Below are 22,838 nucleotides of genomic sequence, written 5' to 3' on the forward strand. Positions count from 1 at the left end.
GCGGAGGGAACCACGTGGTTGACTGGGCCGCTAAACAGGGTGGTCAGCCAGGTCCGCGCGTTATTCCGCGCCGATGACCTCGACCGGCCGCTGCCGCATCGCCACCCGCGCGGAAATCATGATCGACGGCCACGCGACGAGCACGGCCGCCGCGACGATGCCCGCGTACGCGAGCGGCGGGATCGACGGCACGGGCCACCTGTTCACCGCGATGCTGATGCCCACCAGCGCGGGCAGCGCCGCCAGCGTGCCGATGAGCACCGCGGAGACCGTGATGATCCGGGCCTCCCCGCGCATCATCGAGCGCACCTGGTCGCGCCCCGCGCCGATCAGCCGCAGCAGGGCGAACTCGCGCACGCGCGCCGCCGTCGCCATCACCAGCGTGTTGACCACGGCGATGGCGATGTAGCCGAGCAGGACGGCGTTGAGGAGGAGGCTGACGGCGGAGTCGGCCGAGCCTCCGCTCCCGGCGGCGACGAAGGACTCCCGGTCGGCCAGCTCCGCGGTCGGATGCCCGGCCAGCGCCTTGCGCAGCGCGTCCGCTCCCGTGGCCTTGACCAGCAGCCACGAGTCGAGGCGGTCGGTGGTGTGCTGGATCGCCAGGTCGTGGGCGAGCGTGACGTCGCCGAAGCCGAGCCCCTTCTCGTAGATCGCCACCACCCGGGCCTTGACCGCGGTGCCGTCGCCCAGCCGCAGGTCGACGCTCTGGCCGGGCTTCGCGCCGACGGTGCCCGCCGCCAGCCGGCTCAGCGCCACGGTCTCGCCGCGCAGCGCCCCGAGGTCGCCCTCCAGGACGCCGAGGTCCATCGTCGCCTTGAGCCCCGCCGGCTCGACGCCCTGCGTGGGGAAGATCTTGTACTGCACGCTGTCGTCCGACGTGTACGTGATGATCGTCTGCGTCCTGACGACCGGCGTCACCGCCGTCACCCCGCCCGCCCTGGCCAGCTCGTCCGCGAGAGCGGGCGAGAGCCCGGCGGCCTTCGGCGTCACCACGTAGTCGGCCAGCACCCCGTCCACCGCCTGGTTCTGGGCGGCGGCCCCGAGCGTGGTGGCGCTGAAGATCTGGGCGGCGGCCATCGTCACGCCCATGATCAGCGGCGTGGTGGCCGAGCTGAGCCGCCGCGACCGCGCGTGGGCGTTGGCCACGGCCAGGAAGCCGCTGACGTGCGCCGCCCGGTTGAGCCGCGGCCCGAGCAGCGAGACGGTGCCCGCGAGCAGGCGCGGCCCGAGCAGGGCCACGGCGATGACGAGCAGCAGCGCCGAGCTGCTCGCGCCGTCCACGGCGGACTCGCCGGGCAGCATGATCGGCAGCACGATCGCGGCGGCCAGGGCGGCGGGGACGAGCAGCGAGCCGATCGTCATCCGCACCCAGCCGAGCTTGCGCGGCTCCACCGCCGCCTCGCCCAGCGCCTCGACGGGGCTGACCTTCGCCGCGCGCCGGGCGGCGATCCAGCCGCCCATGCGGGCCCCGGCCACGCACAACACCATCGCGGCCAGCACCGGCGTCGGGCTGAACACGATCTCGAAGTCCGCGGGCATCACGCCGACGGCGGCGAACGTCCGGTGGAAGACGAAGCCCAGGCCGATGCCCGGGATCGCGCCGAGCACCGCCCCCGCCACGCTCACCAGCGTCGCCTCGGCGCCGATCATGGCCAGGACCTGCTTCGGCGTCGCCCCGATCGCGCGCAGCAGCGCCAGCTCACGCCTGCGCTGCTGGACGGAGAGCGCCAGCGTGCCGGCCACCACGATGACGACCACCATGACCATGGTCGCGCCGAACGACAGGGCCAGCTCGATCACGAACGACCGCGTCTCGCCCACGTCGAGGATCTCGACGTCGCCGCGCTGGTCGCCGGTGTAGGCGACCACGCCCCGGACGGCCTTCTCGATGGCGGCGGCCAGCTCGCCCGCGTCCGTGCCCGGGGCGGCCAGCACGCCGATCGCGTCCACCCGGTCGGGCTGCCCCGACAGCTCCCGGGCGCGCTCGTCGGTGAGGAACACCGCGCCCTGCCGCACCAGCTCGCCGCCGTCGGCCAGGCCGCTCACCCGGTAGACGGCCGGGGTCGTGCCCACCGTCAGCGTCACGGTGCCGCCGGGCCGCACGCCCGCCTCCTCGGCCAGCCGGCGCTCCAGCACCACCTCGTCGGCCGCCTGCGGCTGCCGCCCCGCGGTCAGCTCGAAGGGCCGCAGCGCCGCCACGGACCAGCCGTGGCCCAGCAGCGGCATGCCGCCGGGGCCGGCCAGGACCCGCCCGTCCCCGGTGACCAGGCTCATCGGCAGGCTGACGTCGGCGACGGCGGCGCGCACGCCGCGCACCCGCGCCACCTCCTCGACCCGGGAGGCGGGCAGCCGCACCCGCTCGCCGTGCCGGGGGTCGATGTCCTCCTCCACGGGCAGGTGCTGGGGAGCGCCGACGACCACCGCCGCCGCCCGGTAGCGCTCGGCCGGCACGCCGGAGCTGAGGCCGGTCTCCAGCAGGATCCCGCTGGCGGTCAGCACCGCCGACCCGAACAGGACCGCGATGAACGCGGCCACGAACCCGCCCTTGCGCCCCTTGATCGTGCTCCAGGCCAGGGACAGCGCGCGTCTCGACAACACCCGGCGCGTCATGCTCACCACTCGCCCAGGCGCGTCATGCGGTCGGCGACCTGCTCGGGCGTGGGCTTGCGCAGCTCGCCGGCCAGCCGCCCGTCCGCGAGGAACACCACCTTGTCGGCGTACGAGGCCGCGACCGGGTCGTGGGTCACCATGACCACCGTCTGGCCGAGCTGGTCCACCAGCCGTCTTAACAGTTCGAGGATCTGCCGGCCGGTGCGCGAGTCGAGGGCACCGGTCGGCTCGTCGGCGAAGACCGCGTCCGGCTCGTGGATCAGCGCGCGGGCGATCGCCACCCGCTGCCGCTGCCCGCCGGAGAGCTGGGCCGGATGGCGGTCGAGCTGCTCGGCCAGGCCAACCGCCTTCAGCGCGGCCCGGACCCGGTCGGTCGCGACGGGCTGGTCGGCCAGCCGGAACGGCAGCGACACGTTCTGCTCGACGGTCAGCGCGTCGAGCAGGTTGTAGGCCTGGAAGACGAAGCCGATCCGCTCGCGGCGCAGCACCGTGAGCGCCTCCTCCTTCAGCCGGGACAGCTCGGTGTCCCCCAGCCACACCTGCCCCGACGACGCCCGGTCCAGGCCGGAGGCGCAGTGCAGGAATGTGCTCTTGCCCGAGCCCGACGGGCCCATGACCGCGGTGAACGACCCGCGGGGCAAGGCGATCGTCACGTCGTTGAGCGCCTGGACCGCGTTGCGCCCCGATCCATAGACCTTGCCCACGGATTCCAACCTGACCACGTATTCCATCGTCATTCCTAGACGTAAAGGGATTGCGCACCCGACACTAATCATCGTGCCCGAGATTCGTGTCGAGCGCCAGCGCCGGCGATCTCCACAGGCGGCTCAACAGGGTATTTAACCGACACGTCAAGCAGGTTCCGGCCCGCACCCGTCCCCGCCATAATGAGTGGTCGCGGCATATCGCCGCCCGAATTCGGGCGGCGGCCGCGCGTTCCGCAATTTAACCGGTGAAGAAAGATCCTGGGCCGTCCGCGGCCGCCCGCGGAAACTGGCGGAAATTCCTGCCCCCGCCCAAGAGGATTTTCACCCATGATTCCTGTGCAACTCGAACGCGCGGTATTCGGAATCTACGCGACCCATTCGCTGAGCTTCGCCGACAAGGCCGGGGTGTTCGTGCACCTCGCCGACCACGGCAGCGCCACGGCCGCCGAGCTGGCGGGCGCGCTCAAGACCGACGGGGAGACCCTGGAGCGGCTGCTGCTCGTCCTGGTCTCCCTCCAGGTGCTCGCCCGCGCCCCCGGCGGCCGGTACGCCCTGGCCGAGGGCACCCGCCCCTACCTCGACCGGCGCGACCCGCGTTACCTGCTGGGCTTCGTCGACCACCTGCTCGGCAGCACGACCGAGCGGTTCGGCCAGGTCCAGGACTACCTGGAGCGCGGCAAGGCCGCCGTGGACGCCGAGCTGCCCGGCCCGTTCGACTCGATCTACCGGGACGAGGAGTCGGTCCGGCGCTTCCTGACCGCGATGTGGCAGCTCAGTTTCCACGTCTCGCACGAGCTGGCCCTGCTGGCCGACCTCGGTGACGTGCGGCGGCTGGTGGACGTCGGCGGCGCGAGCGGCCCGTTCTCGGTGGCGGCCCTGCTGCTGCATCCCGAGCTGCGCTCGACCGTCTTCGACCTGCCGCAGGTGGCGGCGTATCTGGCGGAGAACGCGCAGGCGTACCAGCTGGGCGACCGGCTGGGCTTCGCCGGCGGCGACTTCTTCCACGACGCGCTGCCGGAGGGCGACTGCGTCGCCTTCGGCTACATCCTGTCGGACTGGGACGACGAGACGTGCGAGAAGCTGCTGCGCAAGGCGCACGACGCCTGCTTCCCCGGCGGCCGGGTGCTCATCATGGAGCGCCTCTTCGACGCCGACCGCACCGGGCCGCTCTCGACGGCCGTGATGAACCTGTCCATGCATATCGAGACGCAAGGCCGCCACCGCACCGCCGAGGAGTACCTGACCCTGCTGCGGCGCGCCGGGTTCACCCGCTGCTCCGTCCACCGCTCGTCCGGCGACAAGCACCTCGTCGTCGGCCGCCGCGACGGCGACCCGGTGGAGGTCCGATGACCATCGAGATCCTGCGCCCGCCGCTCCCCCTGCACAGCGAGGCGATGGCCGACCACCTCGCCTCGACCGCGCTGGCGGAGCTGGACGGGGAGGAGCTGGCCGGCCTCTCCCGCCGCTACGACGAGGCGGTGGCCCGCGCCGACACCGAGATGGCGCTGCTGACCCGGCCCTTCAGCAGCCGCCTGGACATCCCCGAGTACTACCGCTACACGGGCCTGCACGTCTTCGGCTGGTTCCTGGACCGGGAGCCCGACCCGTACGGCGGCGCCGTGCTCGCCATGCACACGATCCTCACCGACCTGGCCGAGCGGGAGCGCCAGGAGGCGGCCCGGCATCCGGTGCCGCCCGAGCACATCGTCGAGCGCCTGCACCGCCTGCGCCCGGTCCTGGCCCGGCTCGCCGAGCTGCCGGTCGCGCCGCACGGCGCGCCGCGCGGCGCGGACCTGTTCAGGCAGGCGGCGGCGGACGACCGGCGGCTGCTCGCGCTGCGCCGGTTCTGCGGCTTCCGCCGCTCCGACAAGCACGACGAGCACATCTTCATCCGCGCGGTGCAGGCGTGCGAGCTGACCTTCTTCATGATCCGGCTGGCCGCCAGGAAGGCGATCGCCCTGGCCGGCGCCGACCGCGCCGGCCAGTTGTTCTGGCTGAGCCAGGTGGACGCCGGCGCCACGCTGCTGAACGCGATCTTCCACGCGCTGAAGACCCTGACCCCGGAGCTGTTCCTCGGCTTCAGGGACGCCACCGGGGACGCCAGCGCGGTCCAGTCGCTCAACTACCACCTGATGGAGCTGGTGCTGTACGGATACGACGACCGCAAGGCGGAGACCTACACGAGGTTCGGCCACCTCGGCGTGATCAACGATCCGCGGCTGCGCGAGTTCCGCTCCCTGGAGGACACGGCGCAGGAGGCGGCCGACCCGCTGCTCGCCGAGGCGTACGGGGCGCTGGAGCGGCGGCTGCTGGTCTGGCGGGGCCGGCACTACGGCTTCGGCCGGACGTACCTGCCGAACATGAAGGGCTCGGGCGGCACCGAGGGGGCGGGCTATCTCAAACGGTTCGTGGAGAAGACCGGACTGGGCTCGGGCCCGCGGCTGGACGACCCGGACGGGCTGCTGTCCGGTTTCGCCTACCGCTGACCGGGACGGCGACGACGAAGACCGCCGAGGCGATGATCGCCTCGGCGGTCTTTTCCGCGGAAGGGTGACCGGTCAGACGCAGCCCTCCTTGCTCGCCGCCGTCACGGCCTGCGCCGTGTACGGGCACTGGAAACCGATCCAGCGCAGCTTGGGCCACATCTGCGACCACGGCTCGAGCGGCCCCCGGCACACCATGAACTCCTGGCCGAGGTCGGAGACGGGCAGGCCGATCTCGAACGTGCCGGCGGGCCGGCAGTCCGCGAACAGGCGCGAGAACTGGGCGCGGTCCACGCCGATCGTGATCGCGACCGTCTTGTCGTCGGCCGGCACGCCGAAGTCGGCGTAGGAGTTGTGGCCGCTGTAGGCGGGGGGCAGGCCGTAGGCGGCGCCGTGCTTGTCGAGCGCGCCGGCCTGGCCGTAGTGGTTGCCGTAGAAGACGGCGCGGGCCTGCTCCTCGGCGGGCAGGGAGCGGTAGACGGCCGCGGCCTGGGCGGTCAGCTCCGGCCAGCCGGCCTGGTCGAACTGGACGATGGCGAGCTGCTGCAGCAGCACGTTGTTCGCATACGTCTGCAGCGGCAGCACGGGCAGCATGAGCACCGCGGAGGTGACCAGGTTGGCCACGATGGCGATCCCCAGCAGCGAGCGGCGCACGACCGTGCGCGCCCAGCGCTCCGCGACCACGCAGCCCGCGGCCAGCAGCACGAACTGCAGCGCCGCCCCGTACGCCGCCTGCGCGCCCATGACGAGCAGCACCACGACCATGAGCAGGTAGGCGATCCCGACGAACCGGTAGGGCCGCCACTCGGCCCGCCGCAGCAGCGCCACCAGCCCCGCGATCCAGACCGGGCTCAGGAACAGGCCGATCATGAGGATCTGCATCGGCAGGAACGAGATCCGCGACAGCTCCGCCAGCGCCGTGGACAGCGCCGCCGCCATCTCGAACTGCGGCCAGCCGTTCGTCACCTGCCACACCAGCACCGGCGAGGCGATCACCAGCGCGATCCCGGCCCCGGCGGGCAGGTAGGGGCTGAAGAGCGCCCGGCGCGACCCGGTGACCAGCAGGCCGGCCCCGAAGGCGAGCAGGAGCAGGACGAGCAGGTACTTGGCGTGCAGGCCGAACCCGACCACCGCGCCGACCGCCGGCCACATCCGCTGGTCCCCGGTCCTGACGATCCGGATGACCAGCCAGGACACCATGACCCAGACCAGGACGTCGAAGTTGTTGGTGCCCAGGATGTGCCCGGTGTGCAGGGCCAGGCCCGAGGCCGCCGCGGCGACCGTGGCCAGGAGCTGGGCGCGCTGGTTCCCGCCGAGCTCGCGGGCGACGAGGCCGGCCAGCACGACGGTGACGCCGATGAGCAGGGCGGGCACCAGGCGGAAGGCGGTGAGGTTGTCGCCGAACAGGATCGTCTCGATCCGGGCGACCAGCGCCACCAGCGGCGGCTGGTCGATCTGTCCCCAGTCGAGGTGCCTGCTGGCCGCCCGGGTGTATAGCTCGTCGAGGTGGTATCCGTGCCGGCCCGACACCGACAGGAGCAGGGCGATCACCGCGCCGGCCACGCCGAGCGAGGGCCACCACCGCATGGGGGGCAGCGCCGCCTCTTCCGGGGCCGAGCGGCCAATGGTGGGTGTGATTGTCGCGGTATTCACGACGTACCTCCAATTGCTTTTTTCGGGGTGACCACGTCGTTGCCGGACGTGGCCGGCGGTCTCAGCATGTGTCCGCCCCCAAGGGCGGGCAATCAGGTTGCGTGGTGCTGAAATGTCGCTCGTCATCGCCGGTGGCGTGGCCTTCGGATTTCGCGTACGGGTCAAAGACCTGGCCGTGCCCGTGAATGCCGGCGGAGCCTGAAAGCCGGTATTCACGGCGATGGGACGGAACATGTCGACGTCGGAACGGGAAATCGCGGAGGGCGTGGCGGCCGGACCGGCCCCGGTGCCGTTGTCCAGGAATCGCGGCTACACGATCCTGTGGAGCACGATGTTCCTGTCGGAGCTGGCGAGCGAGATCGTGTTCATCGCCTTTCCGCTGCTGCTGCTGGCGCACGGGGCGTCGGGGGTCGAGGTCGGGCTGCTCACGTCCCTGCTGGCCGCGGCCCGCATGGTCGCGAACGTGCCGGCGGGGGTGCTCGCCGACCGCTGGGACCGCAGGAAGATCATGCTGGTGTCGCAGGCGGTGCGCTGCCTGGCGATGGCGAGCCTGGTGGGCGCGCTGTTCGCCGGGGTCTACTCGTTCCCGCACCTCGCGCTGGTCGCGGTGCTCGAAGGGGTCTTCAGCTCGGTGTTCCAGCCGGCCGAGCACGCGGCGCTGCCGCAGGTCGTGCCCGCCTCACAACTTCGGGAGGCGCTGTCGCGCAACGCGGCGCGGCCGTTCGCGGCGCTCCTGCTCGGCCCGGCGCTGGCGGGGTTCGCCTTCGGGCTGCACGAGCTGGCGCCGTTCTCGATCGACACCGCCCTGATGGCCGGCTCCTTCGCGGTGCTGTGGTTCCTGCGGCTGCCCCGCGGCACCGCCGCGCAGGCGCCCCCCGAGGCCGGCCGGCCGGGGTGGCAGGAGCTGCTGGGCGGGTTCCGCTGGCTGATGGGCCGGCCGGTGATCAGGACGACCGCGGTCTGGATCATCTTCGTCAACCTGGCCTTCCACGCGTTGATCATCGTCATCCTCGTCGTGTCCGGCGAGGCCGAGGTGGGGCATGGGGAGATGGGGCTGATGATGGCCTGCTTCGGCGCCGGCGGGCTGCTCGGCGCGGCGGTCGCCGGCCGGCTGCACGCCGCGCTGCGGGCTCCGGTGATCATCATCGGCTCCTCGTGGGCCTTCGTCGCGCTCGCGCTGGCGATGGCGGCGGCGCCCGGCGGGATCGTGCTCGGCGTCCTGCTCGGCGCGGCCGCCGCCTTCCTGCCGGTGGCCACCACCACCATCGTGACCTACCAGTTGTCGATCACCCCGGACGAGCTGCGGGGCCGGTTGAGCGGGGTCGTCGGCCTCTGCGCCGACCTCGCCGGGACCATCGGGCCGATGGCAGGCGGGCTGCTGGTGGCGCTGGCCGGTGGGGCGGCGGAGAGCGTGCTGCTGTGCGCGGCGATCCTGGGCGCCGTTGCCCTCGGAGCCACCATCAGCCCCACTCTCCGCCGCTTTCCCACGTTCCGGGATCAGTAGATGGTGCGGGATTCCGCGCCGAGCCGGCGGGACCGGGACTTGCGCAGGTCCCGCGTGATGTTGAGCCGGCGCAGCCACCTGTCGGTGCCGTCGAACCGGGGGGTGAAGGCGTTGCGCCCGTGCACCATCCGGTAGTTGTCGACAAAACAGATGTCGCCGGGCTGGAGAACGATCTCCGTGAGGGCCGCGTCGAGGGCGCGGGTCAGCACGTCCAGCGCCTCCTGCTCGGCCAGCCCCTGGACGTCGCGCATGAAGTGCGGGTCGATCCGGACGTAGGGGTCGTCGGGGTCGCCGAAGAGCACCGCGACCGGCGTCGGCGTCCGCAGCTCCGCATCGACGATCTCCCTGCTGCGCTCCATGAGCGCCGCGGCCTTGTCGCCGAAGCCCGCCGCGCCGGTCGGCACGTGCGCGTTCTCGGCCCGGTGCGAGTGGTCGGGCAGGATGCGGAAGCGCTCCTGGCGCAGGATCTCCGCGGTGACCTCGGCGACGGACACGTCGGCCACGTCCGCGACGGTGGTCGCGATGGCGTCGTGGTTGCGCACGCAGGCCAGGCCGAGGTAGTCCGTCCGCAGCGGGTGGAAGGCGTCCTCGGTGTGCCAGGTGAGCACCTGCTGCGAGCCCGAGCCGATCTGCTCGTTCTCGTGGCCCTTGATGGGCAGGATGTCGTGCATGAGATAGCCGTCCTGCTGGGTGGCCCAGCCGATCGGCTCGCCCAGCAGGCAGGCCATGAGGTAGAAGGCGACGTCATAGGGGAGCGTCGGCGACGGCACCGGCTTGTTCTTCCAGTGCGCGGGGGTCGGCCCGGCCGCGGCGTCGTCCACGCTCAGCCCGGAGACCACGCAGGCGCCGTCCCGCTCGGCGGCGACGAATCCGTTCAGCTCCGCGCGCAGGCCGCGCGGCAGCTCCTGCGCGTAGGTCTTGGCCTCGCGCTGGAAGCCGGCCGACTCCACGCTGTCGTAGCGCTCGCACAACTCGTCGACGACGTCCCGGACGAGCGCCGCGTCGGTTTCGTTCAGCTTGATCGTGAGCACGTTCTGTCCTTGCCCTTCACTTCTCGTTCATGGAACTGATCAGGCTGGCCGGACGCATGTCCGTCCAGTTGGCCGTGACGTAGTCGAGCGCCGTCTGCCGGTCGGTCGCGGCCTGGGCCACGGTCCAGCCGGCCGGCACCTCCGCGAAGACGGGCCACAGCGAGTGCTGGCCCTCGTCGTTCACCAGGACGTGGTAGACGCCGTCCGGGTCCTCGAACGGGTTGGTGCTGCTCATCGTTGGTCCCCTTTCCCAAGGTCAGCGAGCCTGTACGGGCTCACGGCACTGCAGGAGCGCGACGCCGAGCGGCGTCAGCGTGTGGAGCACGGTGTTCCTGCTCCGTGAGGCGTTGGCGAGCCCGGCCCGGCGCAGGACCGTCGCGTGCTTGCTCGCGCCCGCCAGCGAGATGCCGAGACGCTCGGCCAGCTCGCCCGTCGTGCAACTTTCCGCCAGGGCCTGCAGCGCCGCGGCCCGCGTGTGTCCCACCAGCGCGCCGAGCGCCTGCTCGGGCGGCGACTCGACGCCGATGATGTCCGCCACGTCGGCCCGCATGGAGTAGACGAGGGCAGGCGGTCGCTCGTCGCCCCCGTCGATCACCACGCAGGACCTGCCGCGCAGGAACAACGACGGGCTCAGCAACAGCCCGCGCCCGCGCAGGCGGACCTCGCGTTCCTCCTCGTCGCGGACCTCAAGGACCGGCGGCGTCCATTCCACGTTCGGGTGCAGGGTCCCGAGCAGACCCTCCACCCCCGTCGTGATGCCGATCCGGCCGCGCACGGCCCTCTCGGCCTCCAGCCGGCTCTGCACCCTGTCCCAGTACGGAACCACCGCCGCGCGACAGAACTCGAAGACCAGTCCTGTCATCCGTGCCTCGGTCCCGTTCCCCGTCGCTCCACCACGGAGCGTCTCGAGCAACTCGGACAGCGGCAGGCGCTCGCGCAGCAGCGGCTCCAACGCGTTGGCCCGGGCCCCCAGCCGGCGGCGCACCTGTTTGCGCCAGCCGTCGAAGACCGCCCCGTTGCGCCGGAACAGATCCAGGGCGAAGGTGCCCTCCGCCACCAAGCCGAGCCCTGCACTCATCCGAATGCGGCCCATGTCCTGGACCGTGAAGTGAATTCTCAGCACCCTTCTTTAATTACGGACGCCCGCTATCTCCCGGCTACCGCACCCCTACCGGCCTGCGGCGCCGCGCGACAGCCGGAGACATCGGGCCGCTGGGCGCGGAAGGGGCGGCGGCCTAGCATGAGGGCATGTTCTTCGAGTCCGCGCAGACTGAAGAGACACCTCCCGCCCCGATGCCCCCCGAGCTGCCGCACTGGCTGGGCCCGCCGCTCGCCGAACGGGGCGTCATCCTGCCCGTCGAGCTGACCCTGGGCCGCAGCGACCACGTCGCGCTCCACCTGCCGTTCGTGCGGGCCTACACCACGGGGTGCGCGTTCGAGGCGGAGCTGGCCCTGAGGCAGGGCGGGCTGACTCCCACCGACTTCCTCGACCTGCACGTGATGGCGCTGTACAACCCGCCGCAGTTCAGGTCGCGCGCCGGCGAGCCGCTGCCCGACCGGCTGCTGCGCTGGGGCGTGCGGTTCCGCGACGGCACCAAGCTGACCACCCTCGACCGGCGGGACCGCGGCGCCGAGGGCCCGCTGCTGGCGGCGATGTCCGAGGGCCAGGGCCGCACCGCCTCCCTGCACGCGGGCGTGCGGCTGTGGTTGTGGCCGCTGCCGCCGCCCGAGCCCTTCGAGCTGGCCGTCGAATGGCCGCTGGCCGGCATCGCGCTGACGTTCACCGAGCTCGACGGCGCGGCCATCGCGGCGGCGGGCGCACGCTCGGCCGCGTACTGGCCGTGACGGTGGGCGCGCGCTCGGCCGCGTACCGGCCGTGACGGCGAAAACCATGTGCGGGCGGCGGCGCGGCTGAACTAGCGTCGGCGCCCATGACCATTCCCCGCGTGCGCCCGCCCTTCACCGCCGACGAGCGCGCCCAGCTCGTCGGCCGGCTCGCCACGCGGACCCGGGGGCCGGTCACAGGTCGAGCAGCCGGGCGGGCTCGGCGAGGATCTGCTGGATGATCAGCCCGGCCGCCCCGAGCACGGCCGCGTCGCCGCCCGTTCCCGAGACCGCGAGCGCGGGCGGCGCGCCGCGCATCTGCCCCAGCCGCGCCCGCAGCCCCTCCGACACGGGCCCCTCCAGCCACCGGAACAGCGGCGCGAAGATCCCCCCGAGCACGATCTCACCGGGGTCGAGCAGGTGCACGGCCGAGGTGAGCGCCACCCCGAGTGCGTGCCCGGCCCGCTCGCAGGCCCGCACCGCCCGCCCGTCGCCCGACTCCAGCCGCGCCACCAGCTCGCCCACCGAGGCCAGCTCCCCGAGCAGGGCGTCCTGCCCCGCGTACACCTCCAGGCAGCCCCGCCCGCCGCACCGGCAGACGGGCCCGTCCGGCACGACGACCACGTGTCCCAGCTCGCCCGCCAGCCCGAACGTGCCCCGGAAGACCGTGCCCTCGACCACCAGGCCGGCGCCGATGCCGATCTCGCCGGAGACGTAGAGAAAGTCGGGCTGCCGCGAGCCGAACCACAGCTCGCCGAGCGCCGCCAGGTTGGCCTCGTTGTCGATCGCGAAGGGCGGGTCCACCAGGTCCGCCACCCGCACGTCCCGCCAGCCGAGGTGCGGCGCGCTGCGCAGCACCCCGCCCTCGACCGTGCCGGGCACGGCCAGGGCCGCGCCCGCCAGCCGCAGCCCGTCCGCCTCGGCCTCGGCCGTGACCTCCTTCACCAGGTCCCGCAGCCCTTCGAGGATGCGCGCGGGGTCGGAGTTGCGGTTGTCGGCCGGACGCACGCGCCGCAGCCGCACCTCGCGCGTCAGGTCGACCACGCACGCCGCCAGGTAGTCGATGTTGATCTCCAGCCCCAGCGCGGCCACCCGGTGCCCGCTCAGGCTCACCGCCACGCCGGGCCGCCCCCGCTCGCCGCCCCGCACGGCGCCGCTCTCGGTCACCACCCCGGCCTCGATCAGGTCCGCGACCAGGCTGGAGACGGTGGTCTTGGTGAGCCCGGTGCGCTCGGCGAGCGCGGCGCGCGTGTGCGGCCCCGACCGGTGGATGGTCGCCAGGACCACGGCCAGGTTGCGGGCGCGCATGGAATCATGCCGGACCCCTCTTGACGACACCCTGCCCACCTCCTCAGGATTATGTACAGATTATGGACTAAAGCGAGGGACATCCGAAATGACGAACTTCACGCCCACTCCCGACGACCGGTTCACCTTCGGCCTCTGGACGGTGGGCTGGCAGGCCCGCGACCCGTTCGGCGACGCCTCCCGCCCCGCCCTCGACCCGGTCGAGACCGTGCACCGCCTGGCCGAGCTGGGCGCGTACGGCGTCAGCTTCCACGACGACGACCTGCTCGCCGTCGAGCCCGACCGCGACAAGGCCATCGCCGCCTTCAGGAAGGCCCTCGACGAGACCGGCATGAAGGTCCCCGCGGCCACCACGAACCTCTTCACCCACCCGGTCTTCAAGGACGGCGCCTTCACCAGCAACGACCGCGACGTCCGCCGCTACGCCCTGCGCAAGGTCATGCGCAACCTCGACCTGGCCGCCTCGCTGGGCGCCACGACGTACGTCTGCTGGGGCGGGCGCGAGGGCGCCGAGTCCGACGCCGCCAAGGACGTCAAGGCCGCGATGGACCGCTACAAGGAGGCGCTGGACGTCATCTGCCAGTACGTCATCGACAAGGGCTACGACATCCGCTTCGCCATCGAGCCCAAGCCGAACGAGCCCCGCGGCGACATCCTGCTGCCCACGATCGGCCACGCCCTGGCGCTGATCAACGAGCTGGAGCACCCCGAGATGGTGGGCGTCAACCCCGAGGTCGGCCACGAGCAGATGGCCGGGCTCAACTTCGTGCACGGCATCGCCCAGGCCCTGTGGCACGGCAAGCTCTTCCACATCGACCTCAACGGCCAGCACGGCCCGAAGTACGACCAGGACCTGATCTTCGGCCACGGCGACCTGAAGAGCGCGTTCTTCCTGGTGGACCTGCTGGAGAGCCACGGTTACGACGGCCCGCTCGTCTTCGACTACAAGCCGCTGCGCACCGACGACGCCGAGGACGTGTGGGCCTCGGCCGCGGCCAACATGCGCACCTACCTGATCCTCAAGGAGAAGTCGCGCGTCTTCCGCGCCGACCCCGAGGTCCAGCAGGCCCTGGCCGCCTCCCGCGTGACCGAGCTGGCCCAGCCCACGCTCGCCGCCGGCGAGACCTGGCAGGACCTGGCCAAGGACGACTTCGACGTCGAGGCCGCCGCCGCCCGCGGCTTCCACTTCACCCGCCTCAACCAGCTCGCGCTCGAGCACCTCATGGGGGTGCGCGGATGACCCAACCGATCAGTGTCCAGCTCTACACCGTCAGGGAACCGCTGGCCGCCGGCCGCGACGCCGTGCTGCGCCGGATCGCGGAGATCGGATACCGGGCCGTCGAGCCCTACGACCCCATGACCGACCCCGAGGGCTTCCGGCGGCTCGCCGACGACCTGGGGCTGACCGTGTCGGCGACGCACGCGTACGCGCTGCTGGACCGGGAGCCCGCGGAGGTCTTCGACGCGATCGCCACGCTCGGGACCGACAAGGTGATCATCCCGGCCGGCATCCCGGAGGGGGAGTTCACCACCCGCGACGGCATCGGCCGGGCGGCCGACCTGCTCAACGGCTACGCCGAGCGGGCCGCCGCCCACGGGATGCGGATCGGCTACCACAACCACTGGTGGGAGATCGAGCCGGAGGTGGACGGCAGGCACGCCATCGAGGTGCTGGCGGACCTGCTGGCCCCCGAGGTGTTCCTGGAGATCGACACCTACTGGGCGGCCGTGGGCGGCGCCGACGTGCCCGCCCTGCTCGGCCGCCTGGCCGGGCGCGTCGAGGCGCTGCACGTCAAGGACGGCCCCGGGGTCAAGGGCGAGCCGCACACCGCGGTGGGCAAGGGCGTCATGCCGGTGCCCGAGATCCTCGCCGCCGCCCCCGGCGCCTGGCGCGTCGTCGAGCTCGACGAGTGCGCGACCGACGTCTTCGCCGCCCTCGCCGACAGTCACGCCTACCTCACCTCCCTGGAGGGCTCTTGAGCAACGGCCCGGTCGGCGTCGCCATCGTCGGCGCCGGAGTCATCAGCGGCCAGTATCTCCGCAACCTCAACTCCTTCCCCGACGTGCGCGTGATCGCCGTCGCGGACCTCGACACCGACCGGGCCGCCGAGGTGGCCAGGGAGCACGACGTCCGGGTCTCCGGCACGCTCGGCGCCGTGCTCTCCCTGGCCGAGGTGGAGATCGTCGTCAACCTCACGGTCCCGTCCGCGCACGCGGCCGTCGCGCTGGAGAGCCTGCGCGCCGGCAAGCACGTGTACGGCGAGAAGCCGCTGGCCATGAACCTCGACGAGGCCGCCAAGGTGATGGCCGAGGCCGAGGGGCGCGGCCTGCGGGTGGGCGGCGCCCCCGACACCTTCCTGGGCGCCGGGCTGCAGTCCACGCTGCACGCCCTGCGCGCCGGCCTCATCGGCGAGCCGGTCGCCGTCACGGCCGCCACGCAGAGCCTCGGGCCGGAGTCCTGGCACCCCAGCCCGGAGTTCTTCTACCAGCCGGGCGGCGGCCCGCTGTTCGACCTGGGCCCCTACTACCTGACCGCGCTGGTCTCCCTGCTCGGGCCCGTCGCCCGGGTGGCGGCCGGCACGGCCCGGGCCCGGGAGCAGCGGGTGGTCGGCTCGGGGCCCAAGGCGGGCACCCGGTTCCCGGTGGACGTGCCCACCCACGTCAACGCCCTGCTGGACTTCTCCGGCGGGCCGGTGACGGGGTCGGCCACGTTCAGCTTCGACTCGGCCGTCAACCGCCGCATGATCGAGATCATCGGCAGCGAGGGCGCCCTGTCGCTGCCCGACCCCAACACGTTCGAGGGCCCGCTGCTGGCCCGCGGGCTGACCGACCCGGACTGGCGGGAGCTGCCGTTGTCCGGCACCACGGCCGGGCGCGGCATCGGGGTCCTGGACCTGGCCAGGTCGATCCGCTCCGGCGCGCCGCACCGCGCGTCGGGCGAGCTGGCCTACCACGTGCTGGAGCTCATGTCCGCCATCACCGAGTCGGGCGAGCGGGCGGAGTTCCGGCCCGTCGCCTCCACGACGGCCGCGCCGGAGCCCCTTCCGGCGGACTGGGACCCGTACGCGGCGACCCTGTCCTGAACCTAACGGCTGGGCGGCGCGCGTACCGCCGCCCAGTTACATCACCCTTCCCTCAAGAGTCACCCACGACCGGGCGGGAATCGTTACCTTGTGTAATCACTCGGTAACGGCACTCTCAAAGGGATCCTCATGCGCGTTCTGATCCAGCTCCGCCCGGCCCCGGACGTCGTCGCCTCGGTGATCGACCCCGGTGTCCGCAGCGCGGTCGCCGACGTCGTCGCCGACCTGCCCGGAGTCCTCCTCGACGAGGCCTTCACCCCCGTGGCCGTGCCGCGGCCCGTCTCACCGCACGGCGACCTCCTGGCCCCGCACCAGCGGCCGCGGTTCTCGATGGCGCCGGAAGACGCCTCCGTGCTCGTGCGCGGCGAGATCTCCGACGGGGAGCTCTCCCTCCGCTCGGCGCTGCTGTCCTCCTCCGTGCGCGAGGTGGCGGGCGTCTACGCCGACCCCTACATCCAGGGCCACCCGACCTGCGGCGGCGACGGCCCGGTGGGCGACTGGGAGGAGGTCAGGCGGCTGCTGCACGCCTATGACCTGTGGTCGGCCGGCCACGACGGCGAGGGCGTGGCCGTCGCGATCGTCGACAGCGGCATCAACGCCGACCACATCGCCGCCCGCCTCGGCCACGACGTGACGATCGACGCCGACCGGAGCTGGAGCCCGCCCGGCGTGAACAAGACGCCCGGGCACTATCCGGTGGACCACGGCTCCATGTGCGCCTTCGACGCGCTGCTCGCCGCCCCCAAGGCGACCCTGCTCGACATCCCGATCCTGCTGAGCCGCCAGGACGGCGTCGACGGGCTGCTGTCCGACGCGGTGGCCGCCTACGCCCACCTCAACAATGTCCTGCGGGCCATGCCCGCCGACTCCAGGGCACTGGTCGTCTCCAACAGCTGGGGCCTGTTCTCCCCCCGCATGGACTTCCCGCCCGGCCACCCCGGCAACTACTCCGACAACCCGGCGCACCCGTTCAACGTGATCGTCGGCAGCCTGGAGGGGGCGGGCGCCGACATCCTGTTCTCGGCGGGCAACTGCGGCCGCGACTGCCCCGACCGGCGCTGCGGCTTCCGCGACCGGACGATCGTGGGCGCCAACTCCCACCCCGACGTGCTCTCCGTCGGCGGCGTGGACACGCGGGGCGAGCGGGTCGGCTACTCCTCGCAGGGGCCCGGCCGGCTGTCGGAGCGCAAGCCCGACCTGTGCGCCTACACCCACTTCGCCGGCTCCGAGGCGGTCGGCGCCGCCGACACCGGCACCTCCGCCGCCTGCCCCGTGGCGGCCGGCGTGGTGGCCGCCGTGCGCACCCAGCGCTCGGCCGCCGAGCTGTCCCCGGCGCAACTGCGCACGCTGCTGCACCGCACCGCCGACGACCGCAGCACGGTCGGCTTCGACCACGACTACGGCTACGGCGTCATCGACCCGCCCGCCATCCTGGCCGCGCTGGGCAGGCAGAACCGCTCGCGCGCCGCCTGACCAGCCGCCGATCCCGATCCCATGGCCCTGATCCAGGTGCGGCTTCCCCCCGAAGCCACCCTCTCCGACGCGTTGCGCCTGCTCGGCCTGTCCGACGAGGACGCCGACCCCGACTACGGCCTCGTGGCCATCGCCCCCGGGCTGCAGGTGCTGCGCGTCACCGAGGAGGCGGCCCGGCGGGTCAGCCGTGACCATGCCGACGTCTTCTCCGATCCCCGCATCGAGCCTGGTGACGGGTGACGCGTTGGCTTGAACCCGGCGGAGCCGCAAGAATGGCGCGATGGCAGACAGTGCGGAGACCGACTGGGTCTCCAGGTTCGCGGACGACGTCATCGCCGAGGCCGAGCGGCGCGCGCCGGGCAAGGCGATCGTCTGCGCCTCCGGGCTGAGCCCGTCGGGCCCGATCCACCTCGGCAACCTGCGTGAGGTCATGACGCCTCACCTGGTCGCCGACGAGATCAGGCGGCGCGGCCTGGAGTGCGTGCACCTGCTGTCGTGGGACGACTACGACCGCTTCCGCAGGGTGCCCGCGGGCATCGACCCGTCGTGGGCCGAGCACATCGGCAAGCCGCTGACCTCGGTGCCCGCCCCGCCCGGCAGCCCGCACGCCAACTGGGCCGAACACTTCAAGGCGCCCATGACCGCCGCCCTGGCGGAGCTGGGCGTCGAATACCACGGCATCAGCCAGACCGCCCAGTACACCTCCGGGGCCTACCGGGAGCAGATCCTGACCGCCGTGCGCGCGCGGGCCGGGATCGACGCCGTGTTGTCGCGCTACCGGGCCAAGCAGCAGGCGGCCGAGGACTACTTCCCGTACAAACCGTACTGCGACCTGTGCGAGCGCGACCTGACCACGGTCACCAACTACGACGACGAGACCACCGAGCTGGCCTACACCTGCGAGTGCGGCTTCGGCGAGACCGTGCGGCTGGCCGAGCACGACCGCGGCAAGCTGGTCTGGAAGGTCGACTGGCCGATGCGCTGGGCCCACGAGGGCGTGATCTTCGAGCCGTCCGGCGTCGACCACCACTCTCCGGGCTCGGCGTGGATCGTGGGCGGCCAGATCGTGGGCGAGGTGTTCGGCGGGCAGCAGCCCATCGGCCCGATGTACGCCTTCGTCGGCATCACCGGCATGGCCAAGATGAGCAGCTCCAAGGGCGACGTGCCGACCCCGGCCGACGCGCTGGAGATCATGGAGGCGCCGGTGCTGCGCTGGCTCTACGCCCGGCGCAAGCCCGCCCAGTCCTTCAAGATCGCCTTCGACCAGGAGATCCAGCGGCTCTACGACGAGTGGGACTCCCTGGGCCGCAAGGTCGCCGCCGGGCAGGCCCAGCCCGCCGAGCTGGCCGCGTACCACCGGGCCACCTCCACGGCCGCCGGCCCGCTGCCCGCCACCCCGCATCCGGTCCCCTACCGCACGCTGGCCTCCGTCGCCGACATCACGACTGGCCACGCCGAGCAGGCGCTGCGCATCCTGCGCGACCTCGACGGCGTCGAGTCGCTCGACGCGGCCCGGCCCCGGCTCGACAGGGCGCAGCGCTGGGTCGACGTCCACCTGCCGGCCGACCAGCGCACGCGCGTGCGGGAGACGCCCGACCACGAGCTGCTCGGCTCGCTCGGGGAGGCCGAGCGCGAGGGCCTGCGGCTGCTGGCCGACGGGCTGGACGACTGGACCCTGGAGGGGCTGACCGCGCTGGTGTACGGCGTGCCCAAGCTCCAGGCCGGGCTGCCCGCCGACGCCAAGGCCACGCCGGAGCTGAAGACGGCGCAGCGGGCCTTCTTCGCCCTGCTCTACCGGCTGCTGGTGGGCCGCGACACCGGCCCCAGGCTGCCCACCCTGCTGATGGCCGTGGGCGCCGACCGGGTCCGCAAACTGGTGGGCGCGTGAACGGCGTCGTCGTGATCACGGGCATCTCGGCCGCGGGCAAGTCCACCGTGGCCCAGGCCCTGGCCGAGCGGCTGCCCCGGTCGGCCCACGTCCGCGGCGACGCCTTCCGCCGGATGGTGGTGAGCGGCCGCGCGGACATGACGCCCGAGTTGACCGACGAGGCGGTGCGACAGCTCCATCTCCGCCAGCGGATTGCCGCTAATACGGCGGATTTGTATTTTGACGCCGAATTCACGGCAATTGTTCAAGATGTCATTCTTGGCAGGGATCTGGAAAGGTTCACGAAACTCGTACGCACCCGCCCCTTGTACGTCATCGTGCTGACTCCGGAACCGGCCGAAGTGGCGCGCCGCGAGCAGGCCCGGGCGAAGTCCGGATACGCCGGCGGATGGACGATTGCCCAGCTGGACGCGTCGCTACGGCGCGAGACCCCGCGCCTCGGCCTCTGGCTCGACAACTCCCGGCAGAGCGTCGAAGAAACGGTCACAGAGATCATTTCGAGGGCTTCGGAGGCCATAATCGGCTGACATTCCCTATAACGCTGATCTATGCAAGGAACTGTCAAGCGGACTGCATGCGGCCGGGAGAACCTTGGTTCCATGAACCAGCAGCCTTTCGCCGCCAGCGTCAGCGTCATCGTCCCCGCGATGAACGAAGCCGAGAACCTGCCCCACGTCTTCGCCACGCTGCCCCAGTGGATCGACGAGGTGATCCTCGTCGACGGCAACTCCACCGACGACACCGTCGCCGTCGCCCGCAGGCTGCGCCCCGACCTCCGGGTCGTCGTGCAGACCCGGCGGGGCAAGGGCAACGCGCTCATCGAGGGCTTCCAGGCCGCGCGGGGCGACATCATCGTCATGATCGACGCCGACGGGTCCACCGACGGCCGCGAGATCCGCTCCTTCGTCGCCACGCTCATCAACGGCGCCGACTTCGCCAAGGGCTCCAGGTACGCCCCTGGTGGCGGCTCGGACGACCTCAGCCCGATCCGCTCGCTCGGCAACAAGTTCCTGACCGGGCTCACCAACCTGCTCTACGGCACCCGCTACACCGACCTGTGCTACGGCTACAACGCCTTCTGGGCCCGCCACCTCGAAGCCCTCGACCTCGACTGCGACGGCTTCGAGATCGAGACCCTGATGAACGTCCGCGCCGCCCGGGCCGGCCTCGTCATCCGCGAGGTGCCCAGCCACGAGCGCTCCCGCATCCACGGCGCGAGCAACCTCCACGCGGTGCGCGACGGCTGGCGCGTCCTGCGCACGATCTGGCGCGAGCGCTCGCGCGGCGCCTCGGTCACCGCGCAGGCGACCCAGGTGGCGCTCGCCAAGTGAGGAGTGAAATCCTCGGACGATGCGCTACATAGTGATCGGAGCAGGAGCAGTCGGGGGGACCATCGGTGCCCGCCTGTTTCAGGGCGGGCACGACGTTCTCCTCATCGCCAGAGGCGCCCACTACGAGGCCCTGAAGCGCGACGGCCTGCGCCTGGTCACCCCCGAGTCCACCGAGACCCTCGACCTCCCCGCCGCGGACGGCCCCGTGCCCACGCGCGATGACGACGTGCTCATCCTGGCCACCAAGTCCCAGGACACGATCGCCGCGCTGGCCCCCTGGCCCTCCGACCTGCCCGTGGTGTGCGCCCAGAACGGCGTGGCCAACGAGCGCATGGTGCTGCGGCGCTTCGAGCGCGTCTACGGCATGTGCGTGTGGCTGCCCGCGCAGCTCCCCGCGCCCGGCGTCGTCGCCGCCCACGGCCACCCCTACTCCGGCCTGCTGCACCTCGGACGTTATCCCCAGGGTGTGGACGACCTGGCCGGGACGATCGCGGCCGGCCTCGGCAAGCGCGGCCTCATCGGCCGGGCCGTGCCCGACGTGATGCGCTGGAAATACGCCAAGCTGCTCGGCAACCTGGGCAACGCCGCCGAGGCGCTCCTCGGCCGCGTGCCCGGCCTGTCCGAGGTCGTCGAGCGCGCCAGGGCCGAGGCCAGGACCGTGCTGGAGCGGGCCGGCATCGCCTACGCCACGCCCGCCGAGGAGGCCGAGGTGCGCGGCCGTCAGGTCGAGGTGCTGCCCATCGAGGGCGTCGGCCGGGCCGGCGGGTCGTCCTGGCAGAGCCTGGCCAGGGGCAGCGGCTCGATCGAGGCCGACTACCTCAACGGCGAGATCGTGCTGCTGGGCCGCGAGCACGGCGTGCCGACGCCGGTCAACGAGACGCTGCGGCGCGAGGCCAACCGGTTCGCCCGCGAGCGGCGGGCGCCCGGCTCGATGCCGCCCGAGACCCTCCTGGGCCTCATCGACGCGCGTTCCGCAGCCGGATCCCGCTGAACTGCAGGGTGCTGGCCGTCACCTGCTTCCAGAACGGCCACAGGTTGTCCAGCACCCTGAGCTGGATCCCGGCCTCCTCGTGCAGCTCGAACAGGTCGCCCACCGGCTCGGGCGGGCCCAGCGGCACCACGGGGGCCTTGGAGACCACGGCGTGCGGCGGGTCGCCGATGGGCACGAAGGCGTCGGCCGGCAGGCGGTAGGCGTACAGGCGCACCTCCATCAGCGCCTTCAGCCAGCAGTATTCGATGGCGTGCACCCGCTCGCCGCAGCCGGCGCCGATGATCCGGGCCGCGTCCTCCTCCGTCGTGTCCGGCCCGCGCCAGGCCATCGCCCTCGGGCAGGCGCGCGGGAACCAGTAGTCGGGGCAGCGGTCGTGGGCCACCGCCCAGACGTACGGCTCGGACTCCTTGCTGGTCACGGCGACGTGCGGGACGAACCGCTCGATGGTCGGGTCTTCGGAGAAGTGCAGCACCTGCCCCGGCTCAGGTCTCATGAGCGCCATCATCGCGCATACCGCGTCGATCTACGGGCAGGAGAAACGCCTCTTACCGACAAGGGGTGAGTCAGATGATCGTACTGGGACTGCTCCTGATCCTGCTCGCCGGCGCCGCTTTCGCTCTGGTCCTCACGGAGGAGAGCGCGAGGTACATCCTGTTCGGTTACACCTTCGAGCTCAGCCACGTGGAGATGTTCCTGGCGGGGGCGGTCGCGACGGCCGTCCTGCTGCTCGGTCTCTGGGCGATGGGCTCGGGTTCGCGCAGGATCGCCAAGCAGCGCCGCCGGCTGCGCAGCGCCAGGGCCGAGGCTTCCGACCGGGTGGCCAGGCTGGAGAACGAGAAACGCGATCTGGAGCGGAAGCTGGAGCAGGAGCGGAAGCTGGAGCAGGAGCACGCGCACGAGCAGGAGCAGGGCGACCGCCTCGTCGCCCGCGGCGAGCACCGCCGCTGAGCGG

General features: G+C 72.3%; 22 protein-coding genes. 14 read left to right on the forward strand and 8 right to left on the reverse strand.

The window, feature by feature from the left end; genetic code table 11:
• Nucleotides 1-60: 60 nt before the first annotated feature.
• Both IO39_RS09905 and IO39_RS09910 read right to left on the reverse strand, forming a co-directional pair.
• On the reverse strand, nucleotides 61-2,598 hold the full coding sequence (locus tag IO39_RS09905; RefSeq protein WP_245641889.1) for an ABC transporter permease: 2,538 nt from the start codon (nucleotides 2,596-2,598) through the stop codon (nucleotides 61-63).
• 14 nt (nucleotides 2,599-2,612) lie between these two features.
• Nucleotides 2,613-3,341 (reverse strand): ABC transporter ATP-binding protein, encoded by a 729-nt coding sequence (locus IO39_RS09910; protein ID WP_245641890.1) that lies wholly within the window; start codon nucleotides 3,339-3,341, stop codon nucleotides 2,613-2,615.
• A gap of 303 nt (nucleotides 3,342-3,644) precedes the next feature.
• Between IO39_RS09910 and IO39_RS09915 the strand changes: the two genes are divergently transcribed.
• Together IO39_RS09915 and IO39_RS09920 are read left to right on the forward strand one after the other, a co-directional pair.
• The gene (locus tag IO39_RS09915; protein ID WP_043619525.1) at nucleotides 3,645-4,667 is read left to right on the forward strand and encodes a methyltransferase; all 1,023 of its coding nucleotides are present in this window, start codon (nucleotides 3,645-3,647) and stop codon (nucleotides 4,665-4,667) included.
• Complete coding sequence (locus tag IO39_RS09920) at nucleotides 4,664-5,803, forward strand: tryptophan 2,3-dioxygenase family protein (RefSeq protein WP_052422679.1); 1,140 nt, start codon at nucleotides 4,664-4,666, stop codon at nucleotides 5,801-5,803. The genes IO39_RS09915 and IO39_RS09920 overlap by 4 nt, the downstream gene beginning before the upstream one ends.
• A 72-nt stretch (nucleotides 5,804-5,875) precedes the next feature.
• Here IO39_RS09920 and IO39_RS09925 read toward each other — a convergent pair whose 3' ends face one another.
• The gene (locus IO39_RS09925; protein WP_169789042.1) at nucleotides 5,876-7,453 is read right to left on the reverse strand and encodes a glycosyltransferase family 39 protein; all 1,578 of its coding nucleotides are present in this window, start codon (nucleotides 7,451-7,453) and stop codon (nucleotides 5,876-5,878) included.
• A 232-nt stretch (nucleotides 7,454-7,685) separates the two neighbouring features.
• On the opposite strand from IO39_RS09925, the gene IO39_RS09930 reads away from it, so the two are divergent.
• Nucleotides 7,686-8,957, forward strand: coding sequence for an MFS transporter (locus IO39_RS09930; protein ID WP_052422728.1), 1,272 nt, complete (start codon nucleotides 7,686-7,688; stop codon nucleotides 8,955-8,957).
• Here IO39_RS09930 and gntD read toward each other — a convergent pair.
• The 3 genes from gntD to IO39_RS09945 are packed head-to-tail and all read right to left on the reverse strand — an operon-like array spanning nucleotide 8,951 to nucleotide 11,081.
• The gene (gene gntD, locus IO39_RS09935; RefSeq protein WP_043619527.1) at nucleotides 8,951-9,988 is read right to left on the reverse strand and encodes a guanitoxin biosynthesis L-enduracididine beta-hydroxylase GntD; all 1,038 of its coding nucleotides are present in this window, start codon (nucleotides 9,986-9,988) and stop codon (nucleotides 8,951-8,953) included. The genes IO39_RS09930 and gntD overlap by 7 nt on opposite strands.
• Nucleotides 9,989-10,004: 16 nt before the next feature.
• Entirely contained in the window at nucleotides 10,005-10,223 is a 219-nt protein-coding gene (locus tag IO39_RS09940) for an MbtH family protein (protein ID WP_043619530.1), read from the reverse strand.
• 21 nt (nucleotides 10,224-10,244) lie between these two features.
• Nucleotides 10,245-11,081: an ArsR/SmtB family transcription factor gene (locus IO39_RS09945; protein ID WP_157548131.1), complete on the reverse strand. Its 837-nt coding sequence runs from the start codon at nucleotides 11,079-11,081 to the stop codon at nucleotides 10,245-10,247.
• 155 nt (nucleotides 11,082-11,236) lie between these two features.
• Here IO39_RS09945 and IO39_RS09950 point away from each other — a divergent pair, with 155 nt between their 5' ends.
• Nucleotides 11,237-11,833, forward strand: coding sequence for a hypothetical protein (locus IO39_RS09950; protein ID WP_043619536.1), 597 nt, complete (start codon nucleotides 11,237-11,239; stop codon nucleotides 11,831-11,833).
• 174 nt (nucleotides 11,834-12,007) lie between these two features.
• Here the strand turns inward: IO39_RS09950 and IO39_RS09955 are convergent, their stop codons facing one another.
• Complete coding sequence (locus IO39_RS09955; protein WP_043619539.1) at nucleotides 12,008-13,120, reverse strand: ROK family transcriptional regulator; 1,113 nt, start codon at nucleotides 13,118-13,120, stop codon at nucleotides 12,008-12,010.
• Nucleotides 13,121-13,208: 88 nt separating this feature from the next.
• On the opposite strand from IO39_RS09955, the gene xylA reads away from it, so the two are divergent.
• The 9 genes from xylA to IO39_RS10000 all read left to right on the forward strand — a co-directional run bounded on the left by xylA (nucleotide 13,209) and on the right by IO39_RS10000 (nucleotide 21,886).
• Entirely contained in the window at nucleotides 13,209-14,360 is a 1,152-nt protein-coding gene (gene xylA, locus IO39_RS09960) for a xylose isomerase (protein ID WP_043619541.1), read from the forward strand.
• Nucleotides 14,357-15,100, forward strand: coding sequence for a sugar phosphate isomerase/epimerase family protein (locus IO39_RS09965; protein ID WP_043619543.1), 744 nt, complete (start codon nucleotides 14,357-14,359; stop codon nucleotides 15,098-15,100). Before xylA ends, IO39_RS09965 begins: the two co-directional genes overlap by 4 nt.
• A complete protein-coding gene (locus IO39_RS09970) occupies nucleotides 15,097-16,203 on the forward strand; it encodes a Gfo/Idh/MocA family protein (protein ID WP_043619546.1) in 1,107 nt (368 codons plus the stop codon). The genes IO39_RS09965 and IO39_RS09970 overlap by 4 nt, the downstream gene beginning before the upstream one ends.
• 129 nt (nucleotides 16,204-16,332) lie before the next feature.
• Complete coding sequence (locus tag IO39_RS09975) at nucleotides 16,333-17,676, forward strand: S8 family serine peptidase (protein ID WP_043619548.1); 1,344 nt, start codon at nucleotides 16,333-16,335, stop codon at nucleotides 17,674-17,676.
• A gap of 21 nt (nucleotides 17,677-17,697) precedes the next feature.
• Nucleotides 17,698-17,916: a hypothetical protein gene (locus tag IO39_RS09980; protein WP_043619551.1), complete on the forward strand. Its 219-nt coding sequence runs from the start codon at nucleotides 17,698-17,700 to the stop codon at nucleotides 17,914-17,916.
• A 40-nt stretch (nucleotides 17,917-17,956) separates the two neighbouring features.
• On the forward strand, nucleotides 17,957-19,564 hold the full coding sequence (gene lysS / locus IO39_RS09985; protein WP_043619553.1) for a lysine--tRNA ligase: 1,608 nt from the start codon (nucleotides 17,957-17,959) through the stop codon (nucleotides 19,562-19,564).
• The gene (locus IO39_RS09990; protein ID WP_043619556.1) at nucleotides 19,561-20,091 is read left to right on the forward strand and encodes an AAA family ATPase; all 531 of its coding nucleotides are present in this window, start codon (nucleotides 19,561-19,563) and stop codon (nucleotides 20,089-20,091) included. Before lysS ends, IO39_RS09990 begins: the two co-directional genes overlap by 4 nt.
• A gap of 72 nt (nucleotides 20,092-20,163) precedes the next feature.
• Nucleotides 20,164-20,895, forward strand: a complete 732-nt coding sequence (locus tag IO39_RS09995; RefSeq protein WP_052422682.1) for a glycosyltransferase family 2 protein — start codon at nucleotides 20,164-20,166, stop codon at nucleotides 20,893-20,895.
• A 19-nt stretch (nucleotides 20,896-20,914) separates the two neighbouring features.
• On the forward strand, nucleotides 20,915-21,886 hold the full coding sequence (locus IO39_RS10000; protein ID WP_043619558.1) for a ketopantoate reductase family protein: 972 nt from the start codon (nucleotides 20,915-20,917) through the stop codon (nucleotides 21,884-21,886).
• On the opposite strand, the gene IO39_RS10005 is transcribed toward IO39_RS10000, so the two are convergent.
• Nucleotides 21,852-22,379 carry a DUF6886 family protein gene (locus IO39_RS10005; RefSeq protein ID WP_043619559.1) on the reverse strand — a complete coding sequence of 176 codons (528 nt, stop codon included), beginning with the start codon at nucleotides 22,377-22,379 and terminating at the stop codon, nucleotides 21,852-21,854. The two genes, IO39_RS10000 and IO39_RS10005, sit on opposite strands and share 35 nt — an antisense overlap.
• Nucleotides 22,380-22,453: 74 nt before the next feature.
• Here IO39_RS10005 and IO39_RS10010 point away from each other — a divergent pair, with 74 nt between their 5' ends.
• Nucleotides 22,454-22,834, forward strand: coding sequence for a hypothetical protein (locus tag IO39_RS10010; RefSeq protein ID WP_043619561.1), 381 nt, complete (start codon nucleotides 22,454-22,456; stop codon nucleotides 22,832-22,834).
• Nucleotides 22,835-22,838 lie beyond the last annotated feature (4 nt).

This window comes from Nonomuraea candida (genome assembly GCF_000725485.1).
In the GTDB taxonomy this organism is placed as follows: domain Bacteria; phylum Actinomycetota; class Actinomycetes; order Streptosporangiales; family Streptosporangiaceae; genus Nonomuraea; species Nonomuraea candida.